Origin of the sequence: Emticicia sp. SJ17W-69, from assembly GCF_051209875.1 — a bacterium.
In the GTDB taxonomy this organism is placed as follows: domain Bacteria; phylum Bacteroidota; class Bacteroidia; order Cytophagales; family Spirosomataceae; genus Emticicia.
On record NZ_JBNTQY010000001.1, the window covers coordinates 2,738,814 to 2,765,228 of the forward strand.

The 26,415-nt window shown below is 33.1% G+C and carries 20 protein-coding genes; 8 read left to right on the forward strand and 12 right to left on the reverse strand.

Annotated elements, in window-relative coordinates; all coding sequences use genetic code 11:
• The first annotated feature begins 7 nt into the window (after positions 1-7).
• The 3 genes from ACQUQZ_RS11175 to ACQUQZ_RS11185 all read left to right on the forward strand — a co-directional run bounded on the left by ACQUQZ_RS11175 (position 8) and on the right by ACQUQZ_RS11185 (position 5,374).
• Positions 8-2,200, forward strand: coding sequence for a glutamine synthetase III (locus tag ACQUQZ_RS11175; RefSeq protein WP_435355012.1), 2,193 nt, complete (start codon positions 8-10; stop codon positions 2,198-2,200).
• Between the two features lie 151 nt (positions 2,201-2,351).
• A complete protein-coding gene (locus ACQUQZ_RS11180) occupies positions 2,352-4,271 on the forward strand; it encodes a sialate O-acetylesterase (protein ID WP_435355013.1) in 1,920 nt (639 codons plus the stop codon).
• Positions 4,272-4,384: 113 nt separating this feature from the next.
• Complete coding sequence (locus ACQUQZ_RS11185; protein WP_435355014.1) at positions 4,385-5,374, forward strand: hypothetical protein; 990 nt, start codon at positions 4,385-4,387, stop codon at positions 5,372-5,374.
• Positions 5,375-5,389: 15 nt separating this feature from the next.
• On the opposite strand, the gene ACQUQZ_RS11190 is transcribed toward ACQUQZ_RS11185, so the two are convergent.
• The 6 genes from ACQUQZ_RS11190 to ispG all read right to left on the reverse strand — a co-directional run bounded on the left by ACQUQZ_RS11190 (position 5,390) and on the right by ispG (position 11,646).
• Complete coding sequence (locus ACQUQZ_RS11190) at positions 5,390-7,885, reverse strand: DUF5686 family protein (protein ID WP_435355015.1); 2,496 nt, start codon at positions 7,883-7,885, stop codon at positions 5,390-5,392.
• Positions 7,886-7,998: 113 nt separating this feature from the next.
• A complete protein-coding gene (locus ACQUQZ_RS11195; RefSeq protein ID WP_435355016.1) occupies positions 7,999-8,418 on the reverse strand; it encodes a gamma-glutamylcyclotransferase family protein in 420 nt (139 codons plus the stop codon).
• Between the two features lie 4 nt (positions 8,419-8,422).
• Positions 8,423-8,977, reverse strand: coding sequence for a tetratricopeptide repeat protein (locus tag ACQUQZ_RS11200; RefSeq protein ID WP_435355017.1), 555 nt, complete (start codon positions 8,975-8,977; stop codon positions 8,423-8,425).
• 3 nt (positions 8,978-8,980) lie between these two features.
• Complete coding sequence (locus ACQUQZ_RS11205) at positions 8,981-9,331, reverse strand: MmcQ/YjbR family DNA-binding protein (RefSeq protein ID WP_435355018.1); 351 nt, start codon at positions 9,329-9,331, stop codon at positions 8,981-8,983.
• Between the two features lie 45 nt (positions 9,332-9,376).
• Entirely contained in the window at positions 9,377-9,571 is a 195-nt protein-coding gene (locus ACQUQZ_RS11210; RefSeq protein WP_435355019.1) for a DUF6728 family protein, read from the reverse strand.
• A gap of 56 nt (positions 9,572-9,627) precedes the next feature.
• Positions 9,628-11,646 (reverse strand): (E)-4-hydroxy-3-methylbut-2-enyl-diphosphate synthase, encoded by a 2,019-nt coding sequence (gene ispG / locus ACQUQZ_RS11215; RefSeq protein ID WP_435355020.1) that lies wholly within the window; start codon positions 11,644-11,646, stop codon positions 9,628-9,630.
• A 216-nt stretch (positions 11,647-11,862) separates the two neighbouring features.
• Here ispG and ACQUQZ_RS11220 point away from each other — a divergent pair, with 216 nt between their 5' ends.
• A complete protein-coding gene (locus tag ACQUQZ_RS11220) occupies positions 11,863-12,444 on the forward strand; it encodes a 7-carboxy-7-deazaguanine synthase QueE (RefSeq protein ID WP_435355021.1) in 582 nt (193 codons plus the stop codon).
• Positions 12,445-12,469: 25 nt separating this feature from the next.
• Here the strand turns inward: ACQUQZ_RS11220 and ACQUQZ_RS11225 are convergent, their stop codons facing one another.
• Positions 12,470-13,603, reverse strand: a complete 1,134-nt coding sequence (locus ACQUQZ_RS11225) for an NAD(P)/FAD-dependent oxidoreductase (protein ID WP_435355022.1) — start codon at positions 13,601-13,603, stop codon at positions 12,470-12,472.
• A gap of 153 nt (positions 13,604-13,756) precedes the next feature.
• Positions 13,757-15,262, reverse strand: coding sequence for a vanadium-dependent haloperoxidase (locus tag ACQUQZ_RS11230; protein ID WP_435355023.1), 1,506 nt, complete (start codon positions 15,260-15,262; stop codon positions 13,757-13,759).
• Positions 15,263-15,398: 136 nt separating this feature from the next.
• On the opposite strand from ACQUQZ_RS11230, the gene polA reads away from it, so the two are divergent.
• The 4 genes from polA to ACQUQZ_RS11250 are packed head-to-tail and all read left to right on the forward strand — an operon-like array spanning position 15,399 to position 20,774.
• Positions 15,399-18,290: a DNA polymerase I gene (gene polA, locus ACQUQZ_RS11235; RefSeq protein WP_435355024.1), complete on the forward strand. Its 2,892-nt coding sequence runs from the start codon at positions 15,399-15,401 to the stop codon at positions 18,288-18,290.
• Between the two features lie 38 nt (positions 18,291-18,328).
• The gene (locus ACQUQZ_RS11240) at positions 18,329-18,931 is read left to right on the forward strand and encodes a nucleotidyltransferase family protein (RefSeq protein ID WP_435355025.1); all 603 of its coding nucleotides are present in this window, start codon (positions 18,329-18,331) and stop codon (positions 18,929-18,931) included.
• Positions 18,931-19,830, forward strand: coding sequence for a lysophospholipid acyltransferase family protein (locus tag ACQUQZ_RS11245; protein ID WP_435355026.1), 900 nt, complete (start codon positions 18,931-18,933; stop codon positions 19,828-19,830). Before ACQUQZ_RS11240 ends, ACQUQZ_RS11245 begins: the two co-directional genes overlap by 1 nt.
• Positions 19,827-20,774 (forward strand): glycosyltransferase family 9 protein, encoded by a 948-nt coding sequence (locus tag ACQUQZ_RS11250; protein WP_435355027.1) that lies wholly within the window; start codon positions 19,827-19,829, stop codon positions 20,772-20,774. Before ACQUQZ_RS11245 ends, ACQUQZ_RS11250 begins: the two co-directional genes overlap by 4 nt.
• Here the strand turns inward: ACQUQZ_RS11250 and ACQUQZ_RS11255 are convergent.
• The 4 genes from ACQUQZ_RS11255 to ACQUQZ_RS11270 form a co-directional block, all read right to left on the reverse strand.
• On the reverse strand, positions 20,755-21,360 hold the full coding sequence (locus ACQUQZ_RS11255) for a hypothetical protein (protein WP_435355028.1): 606 nt from the start codon (positions 21,358-21,360) through the stop codon (positions 20,755-20,757). The genes ACQUQZ_RS11250 and ACQUQZ_RS11255 overlap by 20 nt on opposite strands.
• A gap of 76 nt (positions 21,361-21,436) precedes the next feature.
• Positions 21,437-21,859: a hypothetical protein gene (locus ACQUQZ_RS11260; protein ID WP_435355029.1), complete on the reverse strand. Its 423-nt coding sequence runs from the start codon at positions 21,857-21,859 to the stop codon at positions 21,437-21,439.
• Positions 21,860-21,933: 74 nt separating this feature from the next.
• Positions 21,934-24,828: a WD40/YVTN/BNR-like repeat-containing protein gene (locus ACQUQZ_RS11265; RefSeq protein WP_435355030.1), complete on the reverse strand. Its 2,895-nt coding sequence runs from the start codon at positions 24,826-24,828 to the stop codon at positions 21,934-21,936.
• Positions 24,825-26,207: a hypothetical protein gene (locus ACQUQZ_RS11270; RefSeq protein WP_435355031.1), complete on the reverse strand. Its 1,383-nt coding sequence runs from the start codon at positions 26,205-26,207 to the stop codon at positions 24,825-24,827. Before ACQUQZ_RS11270 ends, ACQUQZ_RS11265 begins: the two co-directional genes overlap by 4 nt.
• Positions 26,208-26,415 lie beyond the last annotated feature (208 nt).

Here is a 26,415-nt window from a genome sequence, read left to right on the forward strand (position 1 = left end):
TATAACAATGGCAAGATTAAGATTTCAAGCAGTTGAGGAAGCACAAAACCGTCAAGCTACAAAAGTAGAAATTCCTACTGGAAAAGTAACTGACTTCTATGGTTCAAATATTTTTAATGATGAAGTGATGCGTGCAATGCTTTCTCCTGAAGCATACATGAAAGTGACCGTTGCAATCAAAAGCGGCGATAAAATTGATAGAGAAATTGCAGATGAAGTGGCAGCTGCCATGAAATCTTGGGCTGTTTCTAAAGGAGCAACGCACTATACCCACTGGTTCCAACCACTCACAGGCGGATCGGCTGAAAAGCACGATGCTTTTTTTGACATTACTTTCGATGGAAAAGCTGTTGAAAAATTTAAAGGAAGTGCTTTAACCCAGCAAGAACCCGATGCTTCTTCTTTTCCAAGTGGTGGTATTCGTGCAACATTCGAAGCTCGTGGTTATACAGCATGGGATCCATCTTCACCTGCTTTTATCATGTATAATGAAGCCGGTACTGGAACGCTTTGTGTACCTTCCATTTTTGTATCATATACAGGTGAATTATTGGATTCAAAATCGCCTTTGTTGAAATCGCTTCATGCACTTGATAATGCGGCTACTGACGTTGCTGTTATTTTTGACAGACACGTAGAAAAAGTTTCTGCTACACTTGGACTTGAACAAGAATATTTTTTGGTTGACAAAGCTCTTTTCAATGCTCGTCCAGATTTAATGATGGCTGGACGAACTGTATTTGGACATCCACCAGCCAAAGGACAACAATTAGAAGACCACTATTTTGGTTCAATTCCTCCACGTGTCAATGCATTTATGGTTGATTTTGAATTTGAAGCCTTAAAACTTGGTATTCCCGTTCGTACTCGACATAATGAGGTGGCACCAGCACAATTTGAAGCTGCTCCAACTTTTGAGGAGGTAAATTTGGCATGTGACCATAATATTTTATTGATGGATTTAATGAGAAGAATTGCTCGAAAGCATCATTTCGAGGTTCTTTTCCATGAAAAACCATTTGCCGGAATCAATGGAAGTGGTAAACATAATAACTGGTCACTTGGAACAGATACAGGTGTAAATTTACTTGGACCAAGTACCAAACCTAAAGAAAGCCTGCGTTTTGTAACGTTTTTAGTAAATGTGGTCAAAGCAGTGCATGATAATGCTGATTTGTTACGTGCAAGTATCGCAACTACCGGTAACGAACACCGATTAGGAGCCAATGAAGCTCCACCTGCAATCATTTCGATTTTTCTTGGAAGTCAAATGACAAAAGTATTAGAAGACCTTGAAAATAAACAAATTGTTTCGATTGAAAAAGGTGAAAATGCTTATATCAAACTTGGCTTGAATCGAATTCCATCAATATTATTAGATAATACTGATAGAAATCGTACTTCCCCATTTGCATTTACTGGAAATAAATTTGAATTTAGAGCAGTTGGTGGGTCGGCAAACTCTGCACAACCAATGATGATTTTGAATACGATTGTAGCTAATCAATTATTAAAATTCCGAGCCGATTATGATGCTGAAATGACAGAGCATGAAGGCAAGAAAGAAGAAGTAATTGTCAAAATATTAAAAGGTTATATCAAAGAGTCAAAAAAGATACTTTTTGAAGGAAACGGTTATTCTGAGGAGTGGAAAGTTGAGGCAGAAAAGCGTGGGTTGAGCAATGTTGCCAGCACACCAGAAGCTTTAAAAGCATATTTGAATAAAGATTATATCGAAATTTTTGAACGTTTAGGCATTCTTTCTGAAAGAGAGTTTCATGCAAGATATGAAATCGAATTAGAAAGTTATATCAAAAAGATTCAGATTGAATCTCGTGTTATAGGTGATTTAGCAATGAATCACGTAGTATCTACTGCTGTTAAGTATCAATCCCAATTGGTTCAAACAGCAAGAGCATTGAAAGAAATGGAACTTTCAAGAGAAGCAGAACCTGTCATAAAAATTATCAGAGAAATTTCGGAAAGAGTTACCGAAATATCAGAAAAAGTAAACTTAATGACTGAGGCTCGAAAAAAAGCAAATAATATTGAAAATACCGAAGAAAAAGCACGTCTGTACTCATCCGAAGTGAAAGGATTCTTTGATGAAATTCGCTATAGTGTAGATAAGTTAGAAATATTAATTGATGATGAAGATTGGCCACTTGTTAAGTACAGAGAATTGTTGTATATTCGTTAAAATACACAACAATTTAATGAAAAATAAATATTCTACTCCTTATATAAAAGTATTGACTTATCAACAGCATAAGTCAATACTTTTTCTGTTTTGTTTTTTTTCTTGCTTGATATCCCAGGCACAAATCAGCATACAATTTGAAAAATTCCCAATGCCTTCACAGTTATTTCAACGGGATTCATTCAATAAAGCGACTGTACCCATTAAAGGAAATTTATATACTGAAGGCTACACTGATATTTCCATTTTGGTTAAAAGAGATAAAAAAACATATTTTTGGCAAAAACAAAAACTTTCATATCAATCTTTAGCTCCCAAAAATGCAGCATTCTCTTTTGAAACTGAAATTAAAGCTGAACTTTTAGAATACAGTTTCCAAGTTTATTTATTTAAAGGTAAAGACTCTGTACTAATAAAAGAACAAAATGAAGTGGTTTGTGGTGATATTTTTTTGATTTATGGGCAATCCAATGCTTTAGCTAATGATTCAGTTGAAGTTGCAAGATTTAATGGAGAGAATCAATTTGGTCGAACAGCACTTGCCAATTTTGAAAAAAATGATTTTTTGTGGCTTCCTGTAAAAAAATGGAATTATTGGAGTGTAGGCTTAGTTGGCTTAGAAGTTCAAAAACAATTAATTGACAAGTATAAAATTCCAATCGCTCTCATCAACGGATCTGAAGGAAATAAAAGTATTACCGAGCTAATGTTTCGAGATGACAAATTTCATAATAATATCTCAACAATTTATGGAAGATTATTAAAAAAAGCGGAAGGATTAGGGATTTCTAAAAGTGTTCAAGGGATTATCTGGCGACAAGGCGAAGCAGAAGCTTTTGATGCTAGCTATAAAAATGATTATGCTAAAAAGTTTGATTTTTTTCGCAAAGAAATTTTGGAAGATTACCCATCAATCAAGAAATTTTACACTTTTCAAAATAATATTTACTTTGGAAACCAATCTAATGCGGGTAATTTAAGAGAATACCAAAGAACAGTCAAAAGTTTATATCCTGACTGCGAAGCCTTAGCGACTTATGGTACGATTACATTTGAAAGTTTGCACTATAAATTGGAAGGTTATCAACAAACTGGTCAAGAACTATCAAGACTTATGGCTAGGGATTTTTACCAAAGCAATGATACTTTGGAGATTTATTCACCAAACATAAAAAAAGTATATTTTACACAAAAAAGAGATAGCTTGATTTTGGAATTTGATAAAAATCAAAAAATGAATTTTCCACAAGTTCCTATTTCTCCAAATAGTAAAATTTCAACCGATATTAAAGATTACATTTATTTAAATGGTAAATCTGGAAATATTGCCAGTGGTAGTATGTCTGAAAATTTTATTATTCTCAAATTAAAAGAACCACAAACCGCACAAACTGTCAGTTATACGCCAGACTTTTATCCAATTGAAATGTACCCATATTTACCTGGACTTCCTCAAATTAAAAATTCAAGGGGGCTTCGAGCATTCACTTTCAAAGACTTTCCTGTAACATCCGTCAGTAACATATCAATCGACTCATTTAGTGGTAAATGGAGTGATGTTGGAAGTAAGGGCATTTTACTGCAATGGAATCTTCCAAAATACACAAATTACACCTATTTTTTGGAAAAAGCAGTCTATTCACCGCAATTTTTTTATGAAATTGGTTCAACAAATGGGTCAACTTTGATTGATTATAAGGTAAAAAAAGGCATTAGCTATTTTTATCGTTTACGCATAAAAGAAGATGGAAAAAGTTCGTCCTATTCAACTATTGTTGAAGTTAAACCTTCAACAGATACAGAAAAATTCTCTGTTCAAAATGAAGACTTGATGACTTTTCCAAATCCTGTTCAAAAAGGGAACGATTTACTTATTTATGCTCCTTTTGATAATCCTATATATACAATTAGATTGTTCAACATGAATGGAAAGCTTATTGGCGAATTAGGAGGAAAAGACAAACAACATCAATACAATTTCAAAACTAATGATCTAAACGCTGGAATGTATATTATTGAAACTATTTTAATGGATAATACAAAATTAATTAAGAAATTTGTTGTTGAATAAAGAACGTTGTTAATAAAATTAACATAAATAACTGATAATAAACAACTTACACCCATTTAAAGCAAGTATTTTGAATTTCAAAGAATACAATTCAAAATCGTAAATCACATAAAATGTTTATCAATTTTACAAAGAAAATTCTCCTATTTATTAGCCCTTTATTCTTGTTAATTCTTGGCTATGTAGTTTTTGACCCCTTCCAAATTTTACGTACTTATCAAGCTTATCCTGATAATTTTGCAAAAAGTTTAAACAGAGATCGTATCAGTACACAAACTTTTTTGAATAATAATAAAGATTATTCCTATAAATCTTTCATTTTTGGGAGTTCGAGATCAAGTGTATTTTATGCCAGAAATTGGGGCAAATATATTAATGATAAAAACCCGTATCATTTTGATGCTTCTTGTGAAACTGTATCAGGAATTGCCACTAAGCTCAAATTTATTGAGAATCATGGTAATAAAATAGAGAATGCTTTATTTGTGTTAGACCGAAGCATTTTTGCTTATGAGCAAGATACACTTGGGAGTGTATTTATACAGGATTACCGTGTGAGTGGATTGCCGTGGTGGAAATATCATTTAGTGTTCGTCAACACCTATTTTTCTAAGGGCTTTTTTGTTGCTTTTTATGACTATCTTTTATTTGGAAATTTTAAAAGTTACATGCGAAGTTTCCTTGAATTTCGAAAAATTAATTATACCCCAATAGTTAATGACTTTATATTTACCAGTTATATTGAACAAATCAAAGCTGATTCTACAAAATACTATAATCAACCTAACTTTTTTTATGAACGAAAAAAAGAAAAACAATTAGGTGGGCAAGTCATCAAATCGTACCAACTAAAATATTTACAAAAGATTAAAGAGGTTTTATCAAGACAAGGCACTCAATACAAAATTGTTCTTGGACCTACTTATGACCAAATATATTTTAATGAAACTGATTTAAAAATATTGATAAAGTTCTTTGGTAAGGGAAATATTTATAATTTTTCAGGAATAAATGAATATTCTAATGACAAGACTAATTATTATGAGATTTATCATTACAAACCCAACGTTGCTAATGACATTTTGAAGAAAATCTATCAATAATCTTTTCCAAATTGCTTACAATGAAATATCAGCCGATAGCTTTACACCAAATTTTGTCGCATCAGGATTACTTCGATAGGTAATTCTGTGCATGGCTTCTACACGTAGAATTTTAAAAATATTGGTTACTCCATAACCTAGTTCAATGTATGGGACATTAGAAAGACTCGTAAAATGTCTAAGACCTGATTCCTTTACCTCCGGTGTCATGTCAAAATTTTTGTCGGTCAATGTTCCCATCAAAAACTTTCCAGTTGTAAAGGTTCTCAATTTAAGTTTTTTAATGAGCGGAAAACGATTAAAAAGAAGTCCTTCAAAATCGTGAACGTACCTTAATGAAACATATCTATCGCTGATAAATTCAAAATAATTCATTAAATTATAAGAGTTACTAACGATAAAAATACTTTCATTTCCTAAGTGACTTTTCAGTAACGGATAAGGAACAGTTCCAAAAATAGCACCTGCTTCGGCTTTGTAATATGTTTTTCCTAAATAACCAAAATTTAAAGTATGGCTAAACTTTGCCATGAGATTGTGATAGGTAAAATCGCTATTCAATAGATTTTTTGCTCCTAAAGTATATTTAAAAGTGATCGTTGGCGATTTTGTTGTACCAAAACTCAGTCTTTCATTATCATTAATGACCGCAAGCTCATCTCTGGCAAAAGTAATTTCAGATATAAATTCGGAGGTATTAAAATGTGTTGTTAATGGCGATGCTTCTGCTAAAGATGGTTGTACTCTGTAAGAAAAAGGGTATAGTGGTTCAAAACTTCGAGTTCGAAATCCAAATGAGGTAAAAACACCTTTGGCAACTTCCCTTTGAAATTGAATTTTATTTTCATTTTCATAATAGGGTCTCATCAGCGTCGAAAACCTTAAAAATGCAGAATAAATAGCTCCCAACCCTAAATCTTCTTTTCGTAGGCCGACTTGCTCTATGTCATGAGTAAATTTCAGGTTGACTGTTGTCCATGGTTTTCTTGAAAAAATTCTGGTGACTTCTCCTCCCATTTTCCATTCTTCATCCTTTGTACCATAAGCTAAATAACCTTCTAAAATCCATTTTTTACTAAATTCATAATTTGTACGAAGACCCAAACGAACCCTTAAACCTTCAATATTATTATATGCTCCGGAATATACCAAAGGACCTAATTCAATACCTGTAAAGATTCTTTTATAACCACTTGACAAAATTTTTGCAATATCAGCGTATGTTTTAATCACAGGTACATTTTTTATAGAATCAATCATCGAATAGGCCATTTGCTCTTTAGAAGAAAAAGGCTCAGGTCTTATACCTTGCCAATATGCCTTATCACTTTCTCTATAATCTAAAGCAATTTCAATTCCCTTATCGAAAAACTTTACATCTTTGATTTGATTTATCACTATGTCCTCATTGTAGTTGGTAAATTTCAATAACATACCCGCTGAAGATTTGGTTATTTCTGCCACATCTACTACAATTCTGTTTTTTACAGGAAACCAAACTTTTTGAAATGGCTCTAATTCTTGTTGAATTTTAATACGCTCAACATAATTCAAATTGGCATCTTTTGTAATGGTTGCATCAATTTGAGCCATAGCCCAAGAGTTTTTATCAATCCAAATCGAACCTGAGAATGCCAAATCATACTTGTTTTTTGGGGTAAAATCAATTTTATAACAAAAGTTATCACCCAAAAAAGTACTATCTGCCAAATAGTATTCATATATCAAACGCCAATCATCCGCAATTGGCGATGCAAAATTTTTATTCAGCAAATCTACTTGATTGACATAAAAGTTATATTGTTGAAAAGTAGAACCAATTAATTGAGATGTCAAACTACCGTCGGTTACACCAATCCCTTTAACGTTTGTTTTTTCAATAATTTCTTTTGATAGGCGTGGATTATTTCTATAGTAGTAATGTGAAACCGATTCAGACAAAAAAGTAGGAAGAAGTGTTTTGCCCTCATCATCTGTGAGTGTTCCTATGTCTTCAATGGCTTTGTTTACTTTCTGCGTAATCCTTCTTTCTCTCATTTTGTCGCTGATATTATTGATATCAACTTCAATCTTGTTATAACTTTTATGGTCATAACCATCCAATTTTTTATAATTATTCTCAGATTTGGCTGCCACTGCATTTCTTATTATTTGATAAGCAGGATTTTCGCCTTTGGCATAAACTTTTACCTCTTGTAATAATATTTCTGAAGGTTTTAATTGGATATTAAATGTTTGGATTAATGAATCTTTGGAGAGATAAACAGCCTTTGTATAATAGCCTAAGCAACTAATTATTAATGAGTCAGAAGGAACGGCAGAGAGTGTAAAAGAAAAATTACCTTCAAAATCAGTATTTTTTCCAAAGGAAGTATTTTTAATATTTATTGCAGAAAAAGGAATTGGATCATGCGTTACAGCATCGCTGATTCGCCCTTTAATTGTATATGTTTTTTGTGCAAAAGCAAAAGAAGATAATAGCAAAAAATATATAAAGTAAAGTCCTTTCATCTCACTGTTAAGTTTCAAAAAACATTCGTGTGTATTTATATTAAAACGAAATTAGCTGTCTTTTGGTTGCTTAATAAGTAAGAAAACCTTATTTATTTATAGTAAATCTTTAATTATTTATGATATTCATTCAAAAAATCACCTTTAGGCATAAATTCTAAGTCATCAACCGATTGATTGAAATAATAGACCCAAGCATTATATGTTTTTCCATCATTTTTTAATTGAACTTGTGATTGTTTTCTGACATATTCAGAATGAGCTGGATCCATTGGATTGTATTCTTCATATTTATCCAAAAATCCGAAAAGGCTATCAGGCTCTTTCAAGCGATATAGTTCACCTTTTACAAAATATTTTTCTCCTTTCTGACAAGGAATAATACCTGGATAATAATCAACCATATACATTTTGCCCTCCATTATAGCCTTTCCCATAAACTCGGCATATTTATCAACCCATTGATGAGACTCGTTATCACCATAATCGCTCAAAAGCGTTCCATATACAAAAAGATACTGATTGTCAATCATTGTTTTACTGTGATGTATTCCTAATATTTCCTAAAAAAAGCGTTTGTAATAAAATTTGAGATTCTGAATCGCCTAAATTTTCAGCAATTTTAAAGCTTTTTTCTGCACTTTCAAAATCTCCACTTCTAAATTCCAATTCTCCTTTCATCCTAAATACTTCTGCATTTTTATCAAGATACATTCTTGAAGCTCTTTTTAATTCAAAAAGTGCATGCTCATAGTTTTCAAGATAATAATAACAAGTAGCTTTGTGATGATAAGCTTCTGCAATTGAATTGTCTATCCTTAGTGTTTTTTCAAAGTCATTTAAAGCTGCTTCCCAATTTTCGAAACTAAAATGACATTTTGCACGATAAAAAAATGCAGTGGCTGATTTAGGAAAGTCTTTGACTTTTTGATCAAAATACCTGAATGCTCGTGCATATTCTTCGTTATTGAAAAGTAAAATCCCTTCATAAAATAATGCTTCATCACGCTCTTGTGGTGTGATGTCATTCCCTAAAGTAATTCTTAGGTAAATATACAGAAAAAAAGGTATGCCTATGAGCAATGCCTCCATTTTTCAAAGATTTTTAAGTTCTTCTTGCAATTTTTTAGTCAAACTTCTTGCCACAATTTCATAGGATTCATCAATCCATTCACGAAGGAGAGCGTCTTTTACTGTACTATTCATTAATACCATGTTCCAATGTTGCTTATTCATGTGAAAAGCAGCTTCGACACTTTCAAACTCTGCTCTCAATTCTTGGTTTTTCTCAGGAAGGTTTTTTAGACTTATTCTTTGAAAATCAAATCCAGTCAAGGCAAACATTTTCCCCATTACTTTATATACTAAAGTATCGGGGCCAAAAGGCAGCTCTTCTGTCACACCTTTTTTGGACAAGCAATATTCTCGAAATATTTCTAAGTTCATTTATTGTTAATAACAAGAATTAATTAATTACAATGATGACACCTATCATCTTGTTGCACAGCGGGTTACCATAATAATTAAACAAATGATAAACATGACAATTGAAATTTTATTAATTCCATGCATCATTTTCAAATTGAAACTATGCGGATACTTTCCTTCTTTATCTTTCCTGAAAATTCTAAAGAAATAGGCAAAAACAGGTCCTATTGATAAGAAATTTTTAAGTTTATCTATCATGTTTGTCTTGTTTGAATTTTAATAAATATTAAAACACCAATTTAGCTATTGTGTTATTAAATCGTTTCATACTCCATAACTTCTTGCTCGAACCAGCGACCATCTTCTTTTATTAGCTCCATTAATTCATCAACGGCATTATCGGCATGAACTGATTTTTTTACAACTGTTTGTCCACGATACAAGGCAATTTTGTCTTTTCCTATGCCAACATATCCATAATCTGCATCTGCCATTTCGCCGGGGCCATTTACAATACAGCCCATAATGCCAATTTTAACGCCTTTCAAGTGATCAGTTCTTTTACGAATCATAGCTGTAGTTTCTTGCAAATCAAATAATGTACGACCACAAGAAGGACAACTGATATACTCTGTTTTACTCATACGTGTACGTGCTGCTTGCAAAATACCAAAAGACGTACTATTATGAACTTTCAATCTTTCGAGCAAATCTTGTTTTGATTCAAAATCAGGCAAATCTAATAAAATGCCATCACCAAAACCTTCGATCAATACACCACCGCAATCTGTTGCAGAAAATAATTGAAAATCACTTTCTGATATTGCCTTATACTTTGTTCTTAAAACTACAGGATTTTTTACATTGTAAGTAAATAAACTGAAATAAACGCTTCTTAATTCAATCATTGGAGCATCACTTCTTGCCTCCACTACCAATACAACATTTGTTAGATTTTTAACCAATTCTATAAAAATTGGCGTTAAATCATCTATCGTGATAGTTATAAAATTAATCGTTGAATGAAATTGTTTTGCAGGATTTAAAAATTCTTCGACTGTAAATAAAGGCAACTTATTTTGTTTATCTGTCTGTTGTATCCATACTTGATAATCTAAAATTTCTTTCAAGCCATTAGGTAGCATAAAAGGAATCTCTTTTTTTCCTGAAAATACATAATCTGCACCCAAATCATTCATTCTCCATTTATCTGGTAATGGCAAATAAAAATGACCAATTGCTCGTAAATCTTCATGCTCAGTTACATCTATGTGAGAATAATCACCGATAACACGAGGAACATTTAACCCTCCAAAATTGCCTACTTCAATTGTTTCTCTTCTTGTATAGCTGAAAGGATTGGTAGTTTTAAGTTCATTGTTTTCAGTTTTAAGTGTCTGATTGTTTTTCAATTCGACATTACGGGACAAATATCTATCAATTAAAGACTTGGCTACAGGAGCCTCAAATTCAGGATCTTCAGTTAAGCTTACTCTGACAGTATCTCCAAGTCCATCTTCAAGTAATGTTCCAATTCCCATGGCAGATTTTATTCTACCATCTTCGCCTTCGCCAGCTTCAGTTACCCCTAAGTGTAAAGGATAAGGTTTCAGTTTTTCTTGTTCTAATCGATGCACCAATAAACGGTAAGCTTGTACCATCACCTGTGGATTGGACGATTTCATTGAAATGACAATATTGAAATAATTTTCGTCTTCACAGATTCTCAAAAATTCCAATGCTGATTCAACCATGCCAAGTGGTGTGTCTCCATAGCGACTTAAAATTCTGTCAGATAACGAACCATGATTTGTACCAATTCGCATAGCTGTACCATATTCTTTACAAATTTTAATTAAAGGTAAAAACCTTTCACGAATACGTTCGAGCTCAACCTTATAGCTTTCTTCAGTATAATCGATTGTTTCAAAACGTTTTTTATCTGCATAATTTCCTGGATTAATTCTAACTTTCTCCACAATCCTTGCTGCCAACTCTGCTGCATTGGGCGTAAAATGAATATCTGCAACCAAAGGTGTATTGTATCCTCTTTTACGCAATTCATTTTTTATATTTTCAAGATTTTGAGCTTCCTTGACACTTGGAGCAGTAATTCTGACTAATTCACATCCACTTTCTATCATTCGAATTGATTGTTCAACAGAGCCAATGGTGTCCATTGTATCAATGGTTGTCATTGATTGCACTCGAATTGGGTAATCAGAACCTAAATATAAATCACCAATCCGAACTTGATTTGTAATTCGACGTGAATATTCAGTGAGTGAATTGCAGTATTTTTTTTCAGAATTTAACATATAAAGTTTTTTCATCTTTAAAACCTGCAGAGTCAAATAAGACCTTACAGGTTTTGCTTTAAATTTTACGCAAATTTAGTTATGAATATAACGTCTTTTACGATAGAAAGGTTGAAAAATTATCAAAATTCTTCAAATGTGTTTATTTTCCAATAGTTTTATTATTTTTTGGTACTTTTGCATATATTTTTTGATGTAAGAATGAATTTGATTGAGAATAAACTCCCGATAATGGAGTCCTTTTATACCTTGCAAGGCGAAGGTTTTCATGCAGGAAGATCTGCTTATTTTATACGTTTAGGAGGTTGTGATGTTGGTTGTGTGTGGTGCGATGTAAAAGAATCTTGGGATGCTTCAATTCATCCACAAATATCTATTAGCCAAATAGTTGATGAAGCTAAAGCATACAATGGTCGTTTGGCTGTCATCACTGGTGGAGAGCCTTTGATGTATCATCTAGATGAACTTACTGAAGCTTTACAAGAAGCAGGTTTTCAAACAAATATTGAGACTTCAGGAGCTTATCCAATGTCAGGTAAATGGGATTGGGTTTGTTTTTCGCCTAAGAAATTTAAGGAAGCACATCCAAGTATTTTTGAACAAGCCAATGAATTGAAAGTAATTGTTTACAATAAATCTGATTTTTCTTTTGCAGAGAAATATGCTAAATTAGTCAATCAAAAATGTGTATTATTACTTCAACCTGAATGGGGAAAGCAAGATAAAATGTTGCCTTTAATAATTGATTATGTAAAAGAAAATCCACAATGGAGAGTAAGTTTACAAACACATAAATTTATGAATATTCCATAGATACTGCGTTTCTTAATTGTTTTCTCTAATTTGTTTGACTAATTTTTAGTACTTTTCCGTGTGTACTCTTAATTATTGGACGAAGTAAAATAGGGACTTTACTTAGCACGGCAACTGCTAAATTTGAATATATTTCATTTCCAAAAAGTTTTTGCAGTTGTCGTCCTCGCCAAATTCTATTTTGGAAATTTTGATTCCACACTTTTGTATAATATTTCTCTAATTCTTCACGAGAAATATCTTTCTTGAGAAACTTTGACACCAATTCAGCAGACAAAACCCCTGCCCTAATGGCCATAGACATGCCATTCCCAGCCAAAGGAGCTATTAAACCTGCTGTATCTCCAACCATCAATATATGTTCACTTGTGGCATTTTTCTTTACAAAACTTATTTCGTTGATTACTTCTGGTTTTGGAAATAAAAACTCTGCATTGGTAAATATATTTTTCAAAAAAGGGTTTTTAAACAAAATATTTTCTTCCATTTCAGGAATTCCTCCATTCATTCTGAGATTTTCTCGTTCTGAGAGATAACACAAACAATATTTGTCATTCTCAATTGCTGAAATTCCACAATAACCACCATCAAAATTATGGAGAGCAATGAGATTTTTCGGAAAATCATATTTTATATGGTATTTAACACCAATGTATGCAGTTTGTTGATTAGAAAATTTTCGGTGAAGTATTTTATCCAATTTTGCTCTTTTACCATAAGCCCCAATTACCATCTTAGCCTCAAAGGTTTCACTAAGATAGGTATCCACAAAAAAAACATCATTAATTTTTTGAATTTCATCAACTATGGTATTTAGTTCAAATGTTACACCTAATTTTCGAGCAATTAAATATAATTCATAATCAATTGTATAGCGACTAATACCAAAACCACCCATTTGAAGGTTTGTAAAAATTGAATTCCCATTCACCGATGATAACTGAAATCTATCAATATTTGCAGCACCAAGTTGACTTAGGTTTATACCCAAACTTTCGATATATGGTCTTACCTCATTTGATATATATTCACCACAAACCCTATGAAAAGGGTATGTGTACTTTTCAATCACAAGTACCTTAAATCCTTTTCTTGCTAATTCAATTGAAGTAGTCAAGCCACCAAGTCCTCCACCAATAATAATAGTATCGTATAACATCTTTTCAATTTAGTTCAATAGAATTTTGTAGTGGTAGGCTTGACCCATCTAGTTATAAAAAACTCATTATCAAGCATTTATGAATAGTACTTTCAGATACTAATTACACGCAACTACTTAAACTAATTTAAACTAAATTAGTTTTTTATTTTCTCACTTTTTGTATTGAAGTGTTAAAGCATTTTTACCTACTATTTTTCCAACTTCTTCTCCTTGTTCAATTCCATCTCTGAAATGTATTCCTCCATAAACCCTTGATATACTGCATTCGTGTGCAGCAGTCCAAAAAGACGAAAAAGATTTGGGTGGGCCAACAAAATATTTAGAATAATCAATAAAGTTTACATTGTCTCCAATTTTTGCGGTCAAAACTGTAGCCATCGTTGATGATTGTGCCGAGTGTCCCGAAGGAAATTCAGGAAATGGAGGTGTCAATAGTGCTGGTTCCCATTGGTTATCAATATAGCGTTTGATAAAAGCGATGGGCCTTATGGTATTGTATTGATATTTCAATCGCCAAGTAACAATAAAGGCATCACTTACGGCTATAGTTAAATTACTAAATAATTCAGCAGCTCGACTCAAATCTACTGGGTTTTGTTTTAAAACTTGGGTTAATATTGAAACCGAATGACCAGGGGCTGTATAAGTAAAAGTTGCGGCATCATCCCAGAAATTGGCAATTTGCAATTTTTCACTATTAGGTGTTACTTGTTTAGAAATAGTATAAACTTCCATTGCCATTTTATAGAATGGTGAGCTTTGATAAATTGAAAATTCAACCTTAGGCTTTATATCTATTTCATTTTGATTCTCCGTTAAAAAAGTCCTGTTTTTTCCCCAATTTGGATGTAGAGGGCCTGTATTTTCTAAATCAGCCACTCGATTTATCTCAAAACAAGATTGACATATAGGTAATTTATAAGCCATATTATAAGTACGCATAAATGCTTGATGTCCACCATCTAATTTTGAATATTCATAAATCCAATAGGCAATTTTTGCCCCATAAACTTTTGATTTTGTCATGGCTTCAAGCGAAAGTTGTTTGGCAAAATGTGTATTAACAGTATCATTCAAAGCATAGACTTTTTCCATCCAAATATAAGGTGCAGATATAAAGTATTTATCGACTAATTTAAAAACGGCAGCATTTAAAGCAACTGAAGCATTAAAACTTCTTGCATCAATATTCAGGCTATCGGGTCTATTAAACTCTTGCAATTGCCCTGATAAAGTAATATTTTCTCGATTGGCAGGTAAAATTGATTCATAGGCTGCCAAATTGATATAAGCCATATTTCGTGAAGCCACACAAGGACTGTAGCCTTGCGTTTGTTCAATCAATTCAAAAATCAATTCGTGCCATCTTACCAATAAATCTGAGTTTGAATAATCATACAATCTAACTGGTTCTACTTTTACCAAAGTTGGATTTCCGACTTGAGTTTTTTGTTCAATCTCTTCTATAATTGTTTCTTCAACTTTTAATGGTTTTTCAGTTTTTGTTGTTTTAGGTATTACAGTCGGCTTAGTAGATGGTTTGATAGTAGTTGTTTTGGAGACTGTTGTTGTGGTTGGTTTAGGTGTTGTTGGTTTTTGAGCAAATGCAAAAAAACAGTTGATTTGGATAATTAAGAGTAGAAGCGTATTTTTCATTTTTTGAGATTTTCCTATTAATTTATGGTCAATTTATAACGATTTGGTCAATTTATTTTCAACAAATTTAATTTATTTCTTCACTTAAAAAAAATCAACGTAATTTACAGCACGAAAATAAAAATAAAGTAAACCCATGCCTTCAAAAAAACTATTCCTGCTCGATGCGATGGCTCTCATTTATAGAGCTCATTTTGCTTTTATTAAAGCTCCTCGAATCACTTCCACAGGTCTGAATACCAGTTGTGTTTTTGGCTTTACAAATACACTTTTAGAAGTAATCCAAAAAGAAAAACCTACACATATTGGTGTTGCATTTGATTTACCAGGAGGCACTTTCAGAAATGATATGTTTCCAGAATATAAAGCCAATCGTCAAGAACAACCTGAAGATATTACAATAGCTATCCCTTATGTAAAAAAATTGGTTGCAGCGATGGACATTCCGTTATTAATGATTCCAGGTTATGAAGCTGATGATGTCATAGGTACGCTTGCTAAAAAAGCTGCGTTAGAAGATTTTGAGGTTTTCATGATGACTCCCGACAAAGATTATGGGCAATTAGTAGAAGAACATATTTATATGTATAAGCCTGCTATTTTTGGTAAGGATGCTGAAAAATTAGGTGTGAAGGAAGTTTGTGAAAAATGGGGAATCGAGCGACCAGAGCAGGTCATAGATTTGCTGGGCTTGATGGGAGACGCCGTTGATAATATTCCAGGAGTACCGGGTGTTGGTGAAAAAACTGCTGCCAAATTGATTGCTAGCTATGGCTCGGTTGAGGGTTTGTATGAAAATCTTGACAAATTAAGTGGCAAATTGGGAGAAGCCATTAAAAATAACAAAGAAAAAGCATTTTTATCTAAAGAATTGGCTCGAATTGAGTTAAATGTTCCGATAGAATTTGATGAGGAATTTCTCAAAATTTCAACGCCAAAAGTTGATGAATTGTCACCTTTATTAGATGAATTAGAGTTTAGAACTTTAAGAAAAAGACTTTTACCAGATGAAAATCAGCAATCGACAGGTAGTAATCAATCATCAAGCAAAACGTCATCAAGCAGTACACCACCTGTAAATGCAATCAAAGCGAAAGCTGGTACACAAATTTCGATGTTTGATGCAGCCGCCTCTCCTACTCCAAATGTTGCTGATGCTGATTTCTCTTATGCTGATGCTGAAAATGAACTCGACCAAGCAGTTTCAACTTCTACAAAAGATACGATTTATACAAAGCTGCATGAGTATCACTTGATGGATACTCCTGAATTAAGAAAAAGTTTGGTTCACTACTTATTAAAACAAGATGAATTTTGTTTTGATACCGAAACTACATCAGTTGATGCTGTTGATGCAGAGATCGTTGGATTTTCATTCGCTTATATTGCGGGTGAAGCATATTATGTTCCAGTACCAGAAAATCAAATTGAAGCTCAACAAATACTCGAAGAATTTAGGCAAGTATTTGAAAATGAATCAATTACAAAAATTGGTCAAAATATTAAGTATGATTTGATGATCCTCAAAAACTATGGTATTGATTTAAAAGGCAAGCTTTTTGATACGATGTTGGCTCATTATATACTTGAGCCAGAGCAACGTCATGGCATGGATTATTTGGCCAATACTTACCTAAATTATGACCCAGTTTCTATTGAAACACTCATTGGTAAAGGAAAAGCACAGGGCAATATGAGAGATGTTGATTTTGAAAAAATCAAAGAATATGCGGCTGAAGATGCTGATGTAACGCTTCAATTAAAGGCAATTTTACAACCTAAAATTGCTTCATATCAGCAAGAAAAACTACTTCAAGACCTCGAAATGCCTTTGGTAAATGTATTAGCAGGCATGGAAATCGAAGGAGTAAGGATTGATATGGGGGCATTAAATGATATGTCAAATGTATTAGAATCGGATATTAAACAAATTCAAGGAGATATTTTCAATTTAGCTGGACAGGAATTTAATGTGGCGTCACCCAAACAACTGGGAGATATTTTGTTTGAAAAACTCAAACTAGATAGCAAGGCTAAAAAAACTAAAACTGGTCAATATGCCACAGGAGAAGATATTCTGTCTAAATTAGAAAATGACCATGAAATTGTTCGTAAAATCTTAGATTTTAGAGAGTTGGTGAAGTTAAAAAATACGTATGTAGATGCCCTACCGCTTCTAATTTCTAAGAAAACAGGTAGAATTCATACATCATACAATCAGGCTGTTGCAGCTACTGGGCGTTTAAGCTCTACGAATCCAAACTTGCAGAATATTCCTATTCGTACGCCAAGAGGTCGAGAAATCAGGAAGGCTTTTGTTCCAAGAAATGAAGATTTTGTTATCCTTTCTGCTGATTATTCGCAAATTGAACTTAGGATAATGGCTGCTTTTAGTGGCGATGAAAGTATGTTGGAAGCATTTAATCAAGGTATTGATATTCACTCAACCACCGCATCTAAGGTTTTTAAAGTTGCATTGGGTGATGTCACTTCAGAAATGCGAAGAAAAGCCAAAATGGTCAATTTTGGAATTATCTACGGTATTTCTGCTTTCGGATTGTCACAGCGGCTCAATATTCCAAGAGGAGAAGCCAAAGAAATTATTGATGCCTATTGGGTCGAATTCCCCAAAATAAAAACCTTTATGGATAGTACTATCAACAAAGCTCGTGAAACGAAATTTGTTGAAACAATTTTAGGTCGACGTCGATATTTAAGAGACATTAATTCACAAAACCTGACTGACAGAGGCTTTGCCGAACGCAATGCCATCAACGCTCCTATTCAAGGCTCAGCAGCCGATATGATAAAAGTTGCAATGATCAATATTCATCAATTTATTGAAACAGAAAAACTGCAATCAAAAATGATTTTACAAGTACATGACGAATTAGTTTTTGATGCTCATCGCTCAGAAGTTGATTACTTAAAACAAAAAGTGAATGAATTGATGTGCAATGCAATACCAATGGTAGTAAAAATGGAAACAGGTATGGGAGTAGGCGAAAATTGGTTGGAAGCACATTAATATAAAATTAAAAAAAATCATTCAAATAAAATTCACAAATGAATGTCAGTATAATTATACTCGCAGCAGGAGCTTCATCAAGAATGGGTGCTCCCAAACAACTTTTATTAGTCGAAGGAAAAACATTAATCACAAGAGTTTCTGAAATGGCTATGGATACGGTATGTTTCCCTATTGTTACAGTTTTGGGGGCAAATCGTACATTAATTAGGAAAGAATTACAAAAAATGCCTATTACGATTATTGATAATCAGCAATGGGAAAATGGCATGTCAAGTTCAATAAAAATGGGTTTAGTTGGTGCTTATATGACGCAGAAAGAAATTGATGCAGCCATTTTCCTGACTGTTGACATGCCATTTGTTTCAGTAGATTTAATTAATCGTATGATTGAAAAAGCTACACAAAATCCTGATTGTCAGATAGTTGCTTGTAGTTATGAAAAGCAAATTGGTATTCCTGTTTTGTTTAAACGTTCCTTATTCAATGATTTGCTTGAGTTAAAGGGAGATGAAGGAGCAAAAAAAATTGTTTTAAAAAATAAAGAGACTACCCTAATTGTAGATTTTCCTGAAGGCAAATTTGATTTGGATACGATTGATGAATATCGGAACTTTGTCTCAACATATAATCAAAATTAATGAAACGAATCGGCTTCTATCTTACTTTACCATTACTATATTTTATTTCAATACTACCGTTCAGAATATTATATGTAATTTCAGATGGCTTATATTTAATTTTATATTACATCATCGGCTACCGAAAACATGTGGTTAGAATCAATCTTTCCAATAGTTTTCCTGAAAAATCTAAAGCAGAATTAACGAAAATTGAAAAGGATTTTTATCATTACATCGTTGATTTCTTTTTAGAAACACTTAAATGTCTGACTATTAGCCAATCCGAACTTAAAAAGAGATTTACCATCGAAAATGGTCATCTTTTGGATGATTTACTAAAAAAAGGTAAAAATCCCATTGTTACAGCAGGACATTATGGCAATCATGAATTAGGCAATTTGGCACTTTCCTTTTTAATAAAATATAAACCAAAAGGTGTTTATCGACCTTTAACAAATGAGTATTTTGATCAACTCTTTTATAATTTCCGTACAAAATTTGGCACAATTTTGATTTCCATGAAAGACGCTGCTAAAGAAATTGCAAAAGTAGAAAACTTCAATTATGCTTTTTTTCTAATTAATGACCAGTCGCCTCCTCCAGATAGATCATATTGGACAACTTTTTTACATCAGGAAACTGGCTTTTTTACAGGCATCGAACGTTTTGCTCGACAATATGATATGCCTGTTTTATACATGGGCATTCATAAAGTTGCCAGAGGGAAATACAATATCAAAGTTGAACTAATTGCAGAATACCCAAATGCTTTACCAGAGGGAGAATTATTAGAAATTCATGCAAGAAAATTAGAAAGAGATATCAATGAATATCCTTCAACGTGGTTTTGGTCACACAAACGTTGGAAATACACAAAAGTGAATGGTGAAATTGTACCGATAAGCTATAAAAAATGAAAAAAACAAAATTCTTAATTTTACGATTTTCATCAATTGGTGATATTGTTCTGACAACTCCAGTTGCCAGATGCCTTAAACTCCAATACCCCAATGCAGAAGTACATTTTGCAACTAAAAAACAATTCAGAGTTTTACTTGAAAATAACCCTTATATTGATAAAATCCTCTTACTTGAAAAATCACTTAATGAATTCATAAAAGATTTACAATCAGAAGATTATGATTATATAATTGATTTACATAATAATCTTCGGACTTCGATTATTAAATTTAAGTTGCCTGCAAAATCTTTTTCTTTTGATAAATTAAATTTCAAGAAATGGCTTTTAGTCAATCTAAAAATAAACCAAATGCCTGACATTCATATTGTAGATAGATATTTAAAGACCGTTGAAAGTTTAGGTGTTAAAAATGACAATCGAGGACTGGATTATTTTATTCCTGAGAAAGACAATATTCTATTAGAGAATACCAAACCTTTTGTAGCATACGCCATTGGTGGTCAGCACTTTACAAAGAAATTACCAACGCACAAAATTATCGAAATTTGCAAAAATATTGATTCAAATATCATACTTTTAGGAGGAAAAGAAGATTTTGAAATTGGTGAACAGATTCAAAAAAATATCGGAGATAAAGTGATCAATGCCTGCGGGAAGTACAATTTAAATCAATCTGCTTCTCTCCTACAACAAGCAAACTATGTAATTTCCCATGACACAGGGTTGATGCACATAGCTGCAGCATTAAAAAAGAGTATAATCTCAATTTGGGGAAATACAGTTCCATCATTTGGAATGTACCCGTATTTAACTAAATACCAAATTATAGAAAATAACGACATCTCTTGCAGGCCTTGTTCAAAAATCGGCTTTAAAAAATGTCCAAAAGGACATTTCAAGTGTATGGAAGATCTTGAGGTTAATGATTTAAAGATTTAAATCTATTTAAAGTAACTTTCACTTTTTTACTCAATTGATAATCAAGGTTTCTAAACTTTTTTGAAGAAGAACTATTGTAGTAAATGACATTCAGAATAAAACTCATTACATTTGATTTCCAGAATCCATTGGTAATAATAAAAGAAATCGAATATGGTACATTTATACTGCGATTGTCATTAGTCAACAGATGAAATTCGAAAAATTGCATATTCTTAGCATTTACATGCCCTTCAAGTTTAAATTCCTTTTTACCAAATTTACTTTCAACTGTCATTAAGCCATCAAATTTATGCATATCTCTTAGTTTCATTCGTTGAGAGTACGGAAAACCGATACTTGTAAAAATTCGCTCGGTTTTAGAATAAGGTTCATAGATTTCAATACTTATCTTTTTTTCTAAACTATCTGGTTCAGTAAATTGCCCAACCCATTTCCCGACCAATAAAGGTTTATTTTCATCCAAACTAAATGCCCATGGACACAATCTACTATCTGTTCGATAAGTCACATAATATCCAAAAGCTCCTACAATAGCACAAATTGAAGCAAGTATCAGTGTAGTTAAAAATATACCAAATTTCATTTCAAATCATTTCAAATAAAAAACCCTTAAATTTAGATAAATTTAAGGGTTAAAAATAATTATCATAATTGATTTCTTATAGTTTTTCATACTTTATAATTAATCTTTTGGTTTTATTCTGCCCCTCGGCAGGTGTATAAGTGTGCGTCATTGTCATTGTTTTACCAGAAAAACTTATTTCATAGTTAGTATCCGTAACGGTTTTTCCAACTTTCTGACTAATAAAAAATTTATTGCCCGTTTGCGTCCAATTGGCTTCAATTTTTGGAAAAGACTCACAACCTTTTGGTAAAATCATGTAGTGTTTTCCGCCACTTTCAAAGACATACTTTATATCTACACTGCAGGGAAATGCAGCTGATAAATTTTTCTGTAAATCATCGGTTTTGCCATCGACATACTCCAAAACTGAAGATATTCGTTTCCAAGTTCCCAAAATATTCTGTGAAAAAGCGGGTATAGAACCACAAATAAGGCAAATTAAAAATATTTTTTTCATAATATAATTGATTTTAAAATTCATTCTTCAATTTTTGTAAAGGCCATGAATAAAGGAAATTAGTTTCATAGATTTTATTTTTTTACTTTCAATTTCGATTTGACACCTTTATCAGTATTTGTTGCATGAAGTTCAGTAGGTGCAATGACTTTAACCACTTTCTTTTTTGATGTAGTTCCTAAAACTTCTTGCTTTTGACTAGCATTATTTGTGTCTTTTCTCAAAAACTGTTGATCACTGCGTGCATTTCCACAACCCGATACATAGGCATATAAAACACTCCCTTCTTTTACAAAAAATCCATCGCTTAATACTATTTCATTGCCAGTATTATAAGTTACTTTCGTCCCTATTCCCCCTTGTATGGTTGTCGTTGAAGTGATTGTTCCTGATGCTTCGTAGTATTCTTGCCCAACAGTATTAGCGGTATGAAATACATTTTGAGGGCAAGGGGTATACAAATCACTTTTCCAGATACCACGACCAAAAGTTGCTATAAACATCTCGTTATTAGCTACATCAAGCTCAATGTCTGTTACAGCAACATTAGGTAGTTTATTGCTATAAAGTGTCCATTGTTGTCCACCAGCATAGCTAAATCGGTGGAAAACACCAATATCAGTTCCAATGTAAATACCCGAACTTCCACCTGTTTTTAAAGCAATACAATTTACTGGCACATTAGGAAGATTATCAGTAATATTTGTCCAAGAAACACCTTTATTGCTACTAAAAAATACTTTTCTGGTGGCGTCGTATCCACCTAGAGTTACAAAAACATAGCGAGAATTGTTGGGATCAGTGGCTATCGAAGTGATGATATTATTACCAAATGCTCCCGAGGTAATATCTTGTATAGAAGCACTTTGGTCATTTTCAAAACGATAGACTCGCCAATTTGGTTTACCTGCATTGGTATTTGGCGGAGGCGGTGGGGTGGCATTTACTGCACAATAAACAACGTTTGTATTTGGCAGGTTGAATGTTGAATAATTGCCTTGTGCCATCGCAATGATTGGATTAACAAAACCTGTACTCACTCGAACATCAAAATCATCACCCCCATCGGTAGAATAATAATAATCTTTATAACCTACATAAACTAAATCTGGCACACTACAATGCTGGACGAGGGGTGTAATCCAAGCACCTTGTCTATTTTCTATAGGTGTAGAAGAAGGTTCGCTAAAGCTACCACCATAATTATCAGAATGTAACAAAATTCCATTTTGTAGTGTTGCAACTATCTCGCTCCCATCGGCAGAAGCAATTGCATTATCCATGCCATCGCCACCCGCTACTTTTACAAAGCCATTGGGTGTCCAGCGGTGTTGCCCATTATCTTGTGAGCCGCCATAAATCACCCTCCCGCTGTAGATTAATGGCTGAACTTGATAGACAATACTGATTCTATAAATTTGTGTGTTATTGAGATTTGCACTTAGAAAACTCCATGTATTATTACTGCTTGTATAATTAAAAAAACCACCATCATTACCGCACAGGATATTTCCATAACTGCCAAAACTCAAAAAATGTATATCAGCATGAACATAATTAAAATCATCGAAATCAGCTTTGTTATCTGACCTGTTAATCCAATTATACCCTCCATTGGTTGACTCCCAAACATTCAAACTTCCAACAAAAATCCTGTTGGCATCGGTTGGGGATACAGCTATACACAAAGCATAAGCAGCTGTTGAATAATATGAGCCAAAAGTTCCATCTGCCTCATTGCTTAAAATATTAGGCGAAGCTGAACGGAGTTGAAATGAGACTCCACCATCAGAAGAGGCATATAAGCCTAAAAACCCGGTATTATAGTTGGTTGGTGGTATTGGAGGATCATAGGCTTGATTTGAATTTCCAGCGACAGCATATACTACATTATTATTAGCAGGTGAAACACCAAGCATAACTCTTTGGCAAGCATCATTTTTTGCTCCATTAGGAATACGAAATCGGTGAATGAATGTCAAACCACCGTCAGTACTTCGCCAGATACCATTTGTTGATGAAGCATATATTGTATTTCCATCATTGGGTTTAAATTTTATATCGTACCAAAGCCCACCCTTTAGGTTTGCAATGCCAGAGGAAGGCTGACTATATAGGGCTGATGAAACAGTTTGCCAAGCGTTTTGGGTCATGTAGATGCCTTTATTAGAAGCCATCACCATGTGATTGAAATTGGTTGGATCGGCAATAAGTTTAAACCCTACACAACTTGAATCAATTGGAATTTTCATAGCTGTTTCACTCCAGTTCAAACCTGCATCAGTTGATTTTAAGATTCCAATCGAACTTCCTCCTCCACTTCCGTTTGTACCACCATTGATTGATCCGATACCATCTCCACCGCCACCATAACTTGAACCCGTGAGTATATAAATTTCATTAATATTATTCGGATTTATAACAATATCGGCGATACCCATTTGCGGAATACCATCAGAAAGAGGTATCCAATTATAGCCCAAGTTTGTATATACACCCCGCCAAATACCACCTCCTGATGTACCAACCAAAAAATCAGGCGTTCCTGGAATCTCGATTATACAATTCACCCGTCCCATACCTGCTTGCTCATCAATTGCCGTAGAATAAGGCACATTGCTCAAGTTTTGCCAATTTCCACCAATAGATTCTACGCTTTTGATTCTTGAATTTTTAGCATTAGTGTTGAATTTCTGTGTCGCTAATTTGCTCATAATAACATTATTCAATACATAACCTTTGGAATCTAAATGACGTTCAGCCCACCACTCCCAACGTTTATACCTATTGTAATCACCATCTTCTTCACCTTCATCATCTGAATTATTATTTGAAACGCTGAGTCGTTGTTTCTTTTGATTTTCAAAAAAACGTTCAGCTTCTGCTTGTATCTCGTAGAATTTTCGTTGCTGAGCTTGGCTTACAAAAGTCGTTAGAAGCAAGTATAAGCTAAATAATATCTTTTTCATTTGCTGATGGTGGCTTTAGATTTTCCTTTTTCTAACTTTTCAATTCTCTTATTTTGCTCAATAATATAAAGCGTTAATTCTTCAATTTTGGCCATCATTTTTGATTGCATTGCACTCATATCAATGCCTTCTTTCTCGATAACATTAGCCGCAGGTATTTCAGGTAAATGCTTATGTTTCAGAATGTACCTTTCTATTTCTGCTAATGGTCTTAAAGCATATTTTTCGTCAAATACATAATCAGCCCAATTTTGGTTACTTACTCGAATTTCACGTGCTTTGATACTTCCATTAACGGCCAATTTATACGTTCCAGGGTCTGTGGTACCGATACCTACATTTCCATTATCTCGAATAACCATCCGAAGAGCATAATTTGTTGAAAACATCAAATGTTTAGCGGGATCTCCACCAACAATTGGCGGAGTACCAACCTCAAAGCCATATAAATTTGATGGATTAAATGGATTTTTTGTCCATGCTCTGAAGAAACCATATTGGGCATTAGAGGTACGATCATGGAAAATAACTAAACTATTTGTCCCATCAATTTTCACTAATTCTTCTCCTGTTGCATATAGATGCAGCTTATATTGTGGACTAAAGTTTGTTCCAATTCCAACATTTCCACCGAACGGATTTAATACCATACTTGAAACAGCATCAATATTATTGGGTCCAGTATTTCGAGCAAATGTTTGTATATTGCTTCCATCTAATTTCATTCTTTGGTTAAGATTTAGGTCATTATTAATTAAAGTAAGCCCTCCATCATAAAAAGTTGGACCACTAAAACCATTATCATAAAACTTAGTCACATTTCCTTTTGCCCGTATTCCACTCCTAAATTGTGCTTCACTACTCACATCTAATGGAAAATCTGGACTCGATAATCCAAGTCCAATATAATTACCAATATCTCCAATTAGCACTTTCGAAGAAGGAGTTCCACCTCTTATATAGGTATTTTCTTGAAAAATATTTTCTGGTTTATTAAAATGAGAAGTAAATTGTGTGCCTTTAATTGTCAACGATCCATCCGTATTAGTACCAACAATTGCTAATTTTGCAGTAGGTGAAGTCACTCCAATGCCAACATTTCCTGTATTCGTATTTTCGAGATTATTACCATTGATTACCCATCCAGCACCTGAGCCGCCTGTTGTAATGCTTATCCATGCAGTTCCATTCCAATATTTCATCACATTCAGGTCTTTGTCAAACAAAACAGTGCCTTTTGGCTGATTTGTAAGACCATTGATAAAAACTGTGTTAAACTGTGGAACTGAAATTCCTTGATTAGGTTTTATTTCGGTACTCTGAGAAAGTCCTTCAAAACCAATTAATAACATTAGTAAGAATAGTAGTATTTTTTTCATGGTTTAAGAAATTATAGGTTTGTGCGTTCATTTTTTGCACTATTGCATAATTAATTTACATTCCCAAAATAAGGTTTTGTCAAAGCTTAACATCAAAAATAGAGTATAAAACAAATTTTGATTGGCTACATGACTTAGGTTAATTAACTAATAAATTCCGTTACATTTTTTAATTATTCCGAAACTACGCTCTCACAATTAGATTTTT

What these genes read in the sequence shown, in the direction of transcription:
- ACQUQZ_RS11175 (WP_435355012.1), top strand. Translation starts at nt 8, where the DNA reads ATGGCAAGATTAAGATTTCAAGCAGTTGAGGAAGCACAAAACCGTCAA.
- ACQUQZ_RS11180 (WP_435355013.1), top strand. Translation starts at nt 2,352, where the DNA reads ATGCCTTCACAGTTATTTCAACGGGATTCATTCAATAAAGCGACTGTA.
- ACQUQZ_RS11185 (WP_435355014.1), top strand. Translation starts at nt 4,385, where the DNA reads ATGTTTATCAATTTTACAAAGAAAATTCTCCTATTTATTAGCCCTTTA.
- ACQUQZ_RS11190 (WP_435355015.1), bottom strand. Translation starts at nt 7,885, where the DNA reads ATGAAAGGACTTTACTTTATATATTTTTTGCTATTATCTTCTTTTGCT.
- ACQUQZ_RS11195 (WP_435355016.1), bottom strand. Translation starts at nt 8,418, where the DNA reads ATGATTGACAATCAGTATCTTTTTGTATATGGAACGCTTTTGAGCGAT.
- ACQUQZ_RS11200 (WP_435355017.1), bottom strand. Translation starts at nt 8,977, where the DNA reads ATGGAGGCATTGCTCATAGGCATACCTTTTTTTCTGTATATTTACCTA.
- ACQUQZ_RS11205 (WP_435355018.1), bottom strand. Translation starts at nt 9,331, where the DNA reads ATGAACTTAGAAATATTTCGAGAATATTGCTTGTCCAAAAAAGGTGTG.
- ACQUQZ_RS11210 (WP_435355019.1), bottom strand. Translation starts at nt 9,571, where the DNA reads ATGATAGATAAACTTAAAAATTTCTTATCAATAGGACCTGTTTTTGCC.
- ispG (WP_435355020.1), bottom strand. Translation starts at nt 11,646, where the DNA reads ATGAAAAAACTTTATATGTTAAATTCTGAAAAAAAATACTGCAATTCA.
- ACQUQZ_RS11220 (WP_435355021.1), top strand. Translation starts at nt 11,863, where the DNA reads ATGGAGTCCTTTTATACCTTGCAAGGCGAAGGTTTTCATGCAGGAAGA.
- ACQUQZ_RS11225 (WP_435355022.1), bottom strand. Translation starts at nt 13,603, where the DNA reads ATGTTATACGATACTATTATTATTGGTGGAGGACTTGGTGGCTTGACT.
- ACQUQZ_RS11230 (WP_435355023.1), bottom strand. Translation starts at nt 15,262, where the DNA reads ATGAAAAATACGCTTCTACTCTTAATTATCCAAATCAACTGTTTTTTT.
- polA (WP_435355024.1), top strand. Translation starts at nt 15,399, where the DNA reads ATGCCTTCAAAAAAACTATTCCTGCTCGATGCGATGGCTCTCATTTAT.
- ACQUQZ_RS11240 (WP_435355025.1), top strand. Translation starts at nt 18,329, where the DNA reads ATGAATGTCAGTATAATTATACTCGCAGCAGGAGCTTCATCAAGAATG.
- ACQUQZ_RS11245 (WP_435355026.1), top strand. Translation starts at nt 18,931, where the DNA reads ATGAAACGAATCGGCTTCTATCTTACTTTACCATTACTATATTTTATT.
- ACQUQZ_RS11250 (WP_435355027.1), top strand. Translation starts at nt 19,827, where the DNA reads ATGAAAAAAACAAAATTCTTAATTTTACGATTTTCATCAATTGGTGAT.
- ACQUQZ_RS11255 (WP_435355028.1), bottom strand. Translation starts at nt 21,360, where the DNA reads ATGAAATTTGGTATATTTTTAACTACACTGATACTTGCTTCAATTTGT.
- ACQUQZ_RS11260 (WP_435355029.1), bottom strand. Translation starts at nt 21,859, where the DNA reads ATGAAAAAAATATTTTTAATTTGCCTTATTTGTGGTTCTATACCCGCT.
- ACQUQZ_RS11265 (WP_435355030.1), bottom strand. Translation starts at nt 24,828, where the DNA reads ATGAAAAAGATATTATTTAGCTTATACTTGCTTCTAACGACTTTTGTA.
- ACQUQZ_RS11270 (WP_435355031.1), bottom strand. Translation starts at nt 26,207, where the DNA reads ATGAAAAAAATACTACTATTCTTACTAATGTTATTAATTGGTTTTGAA.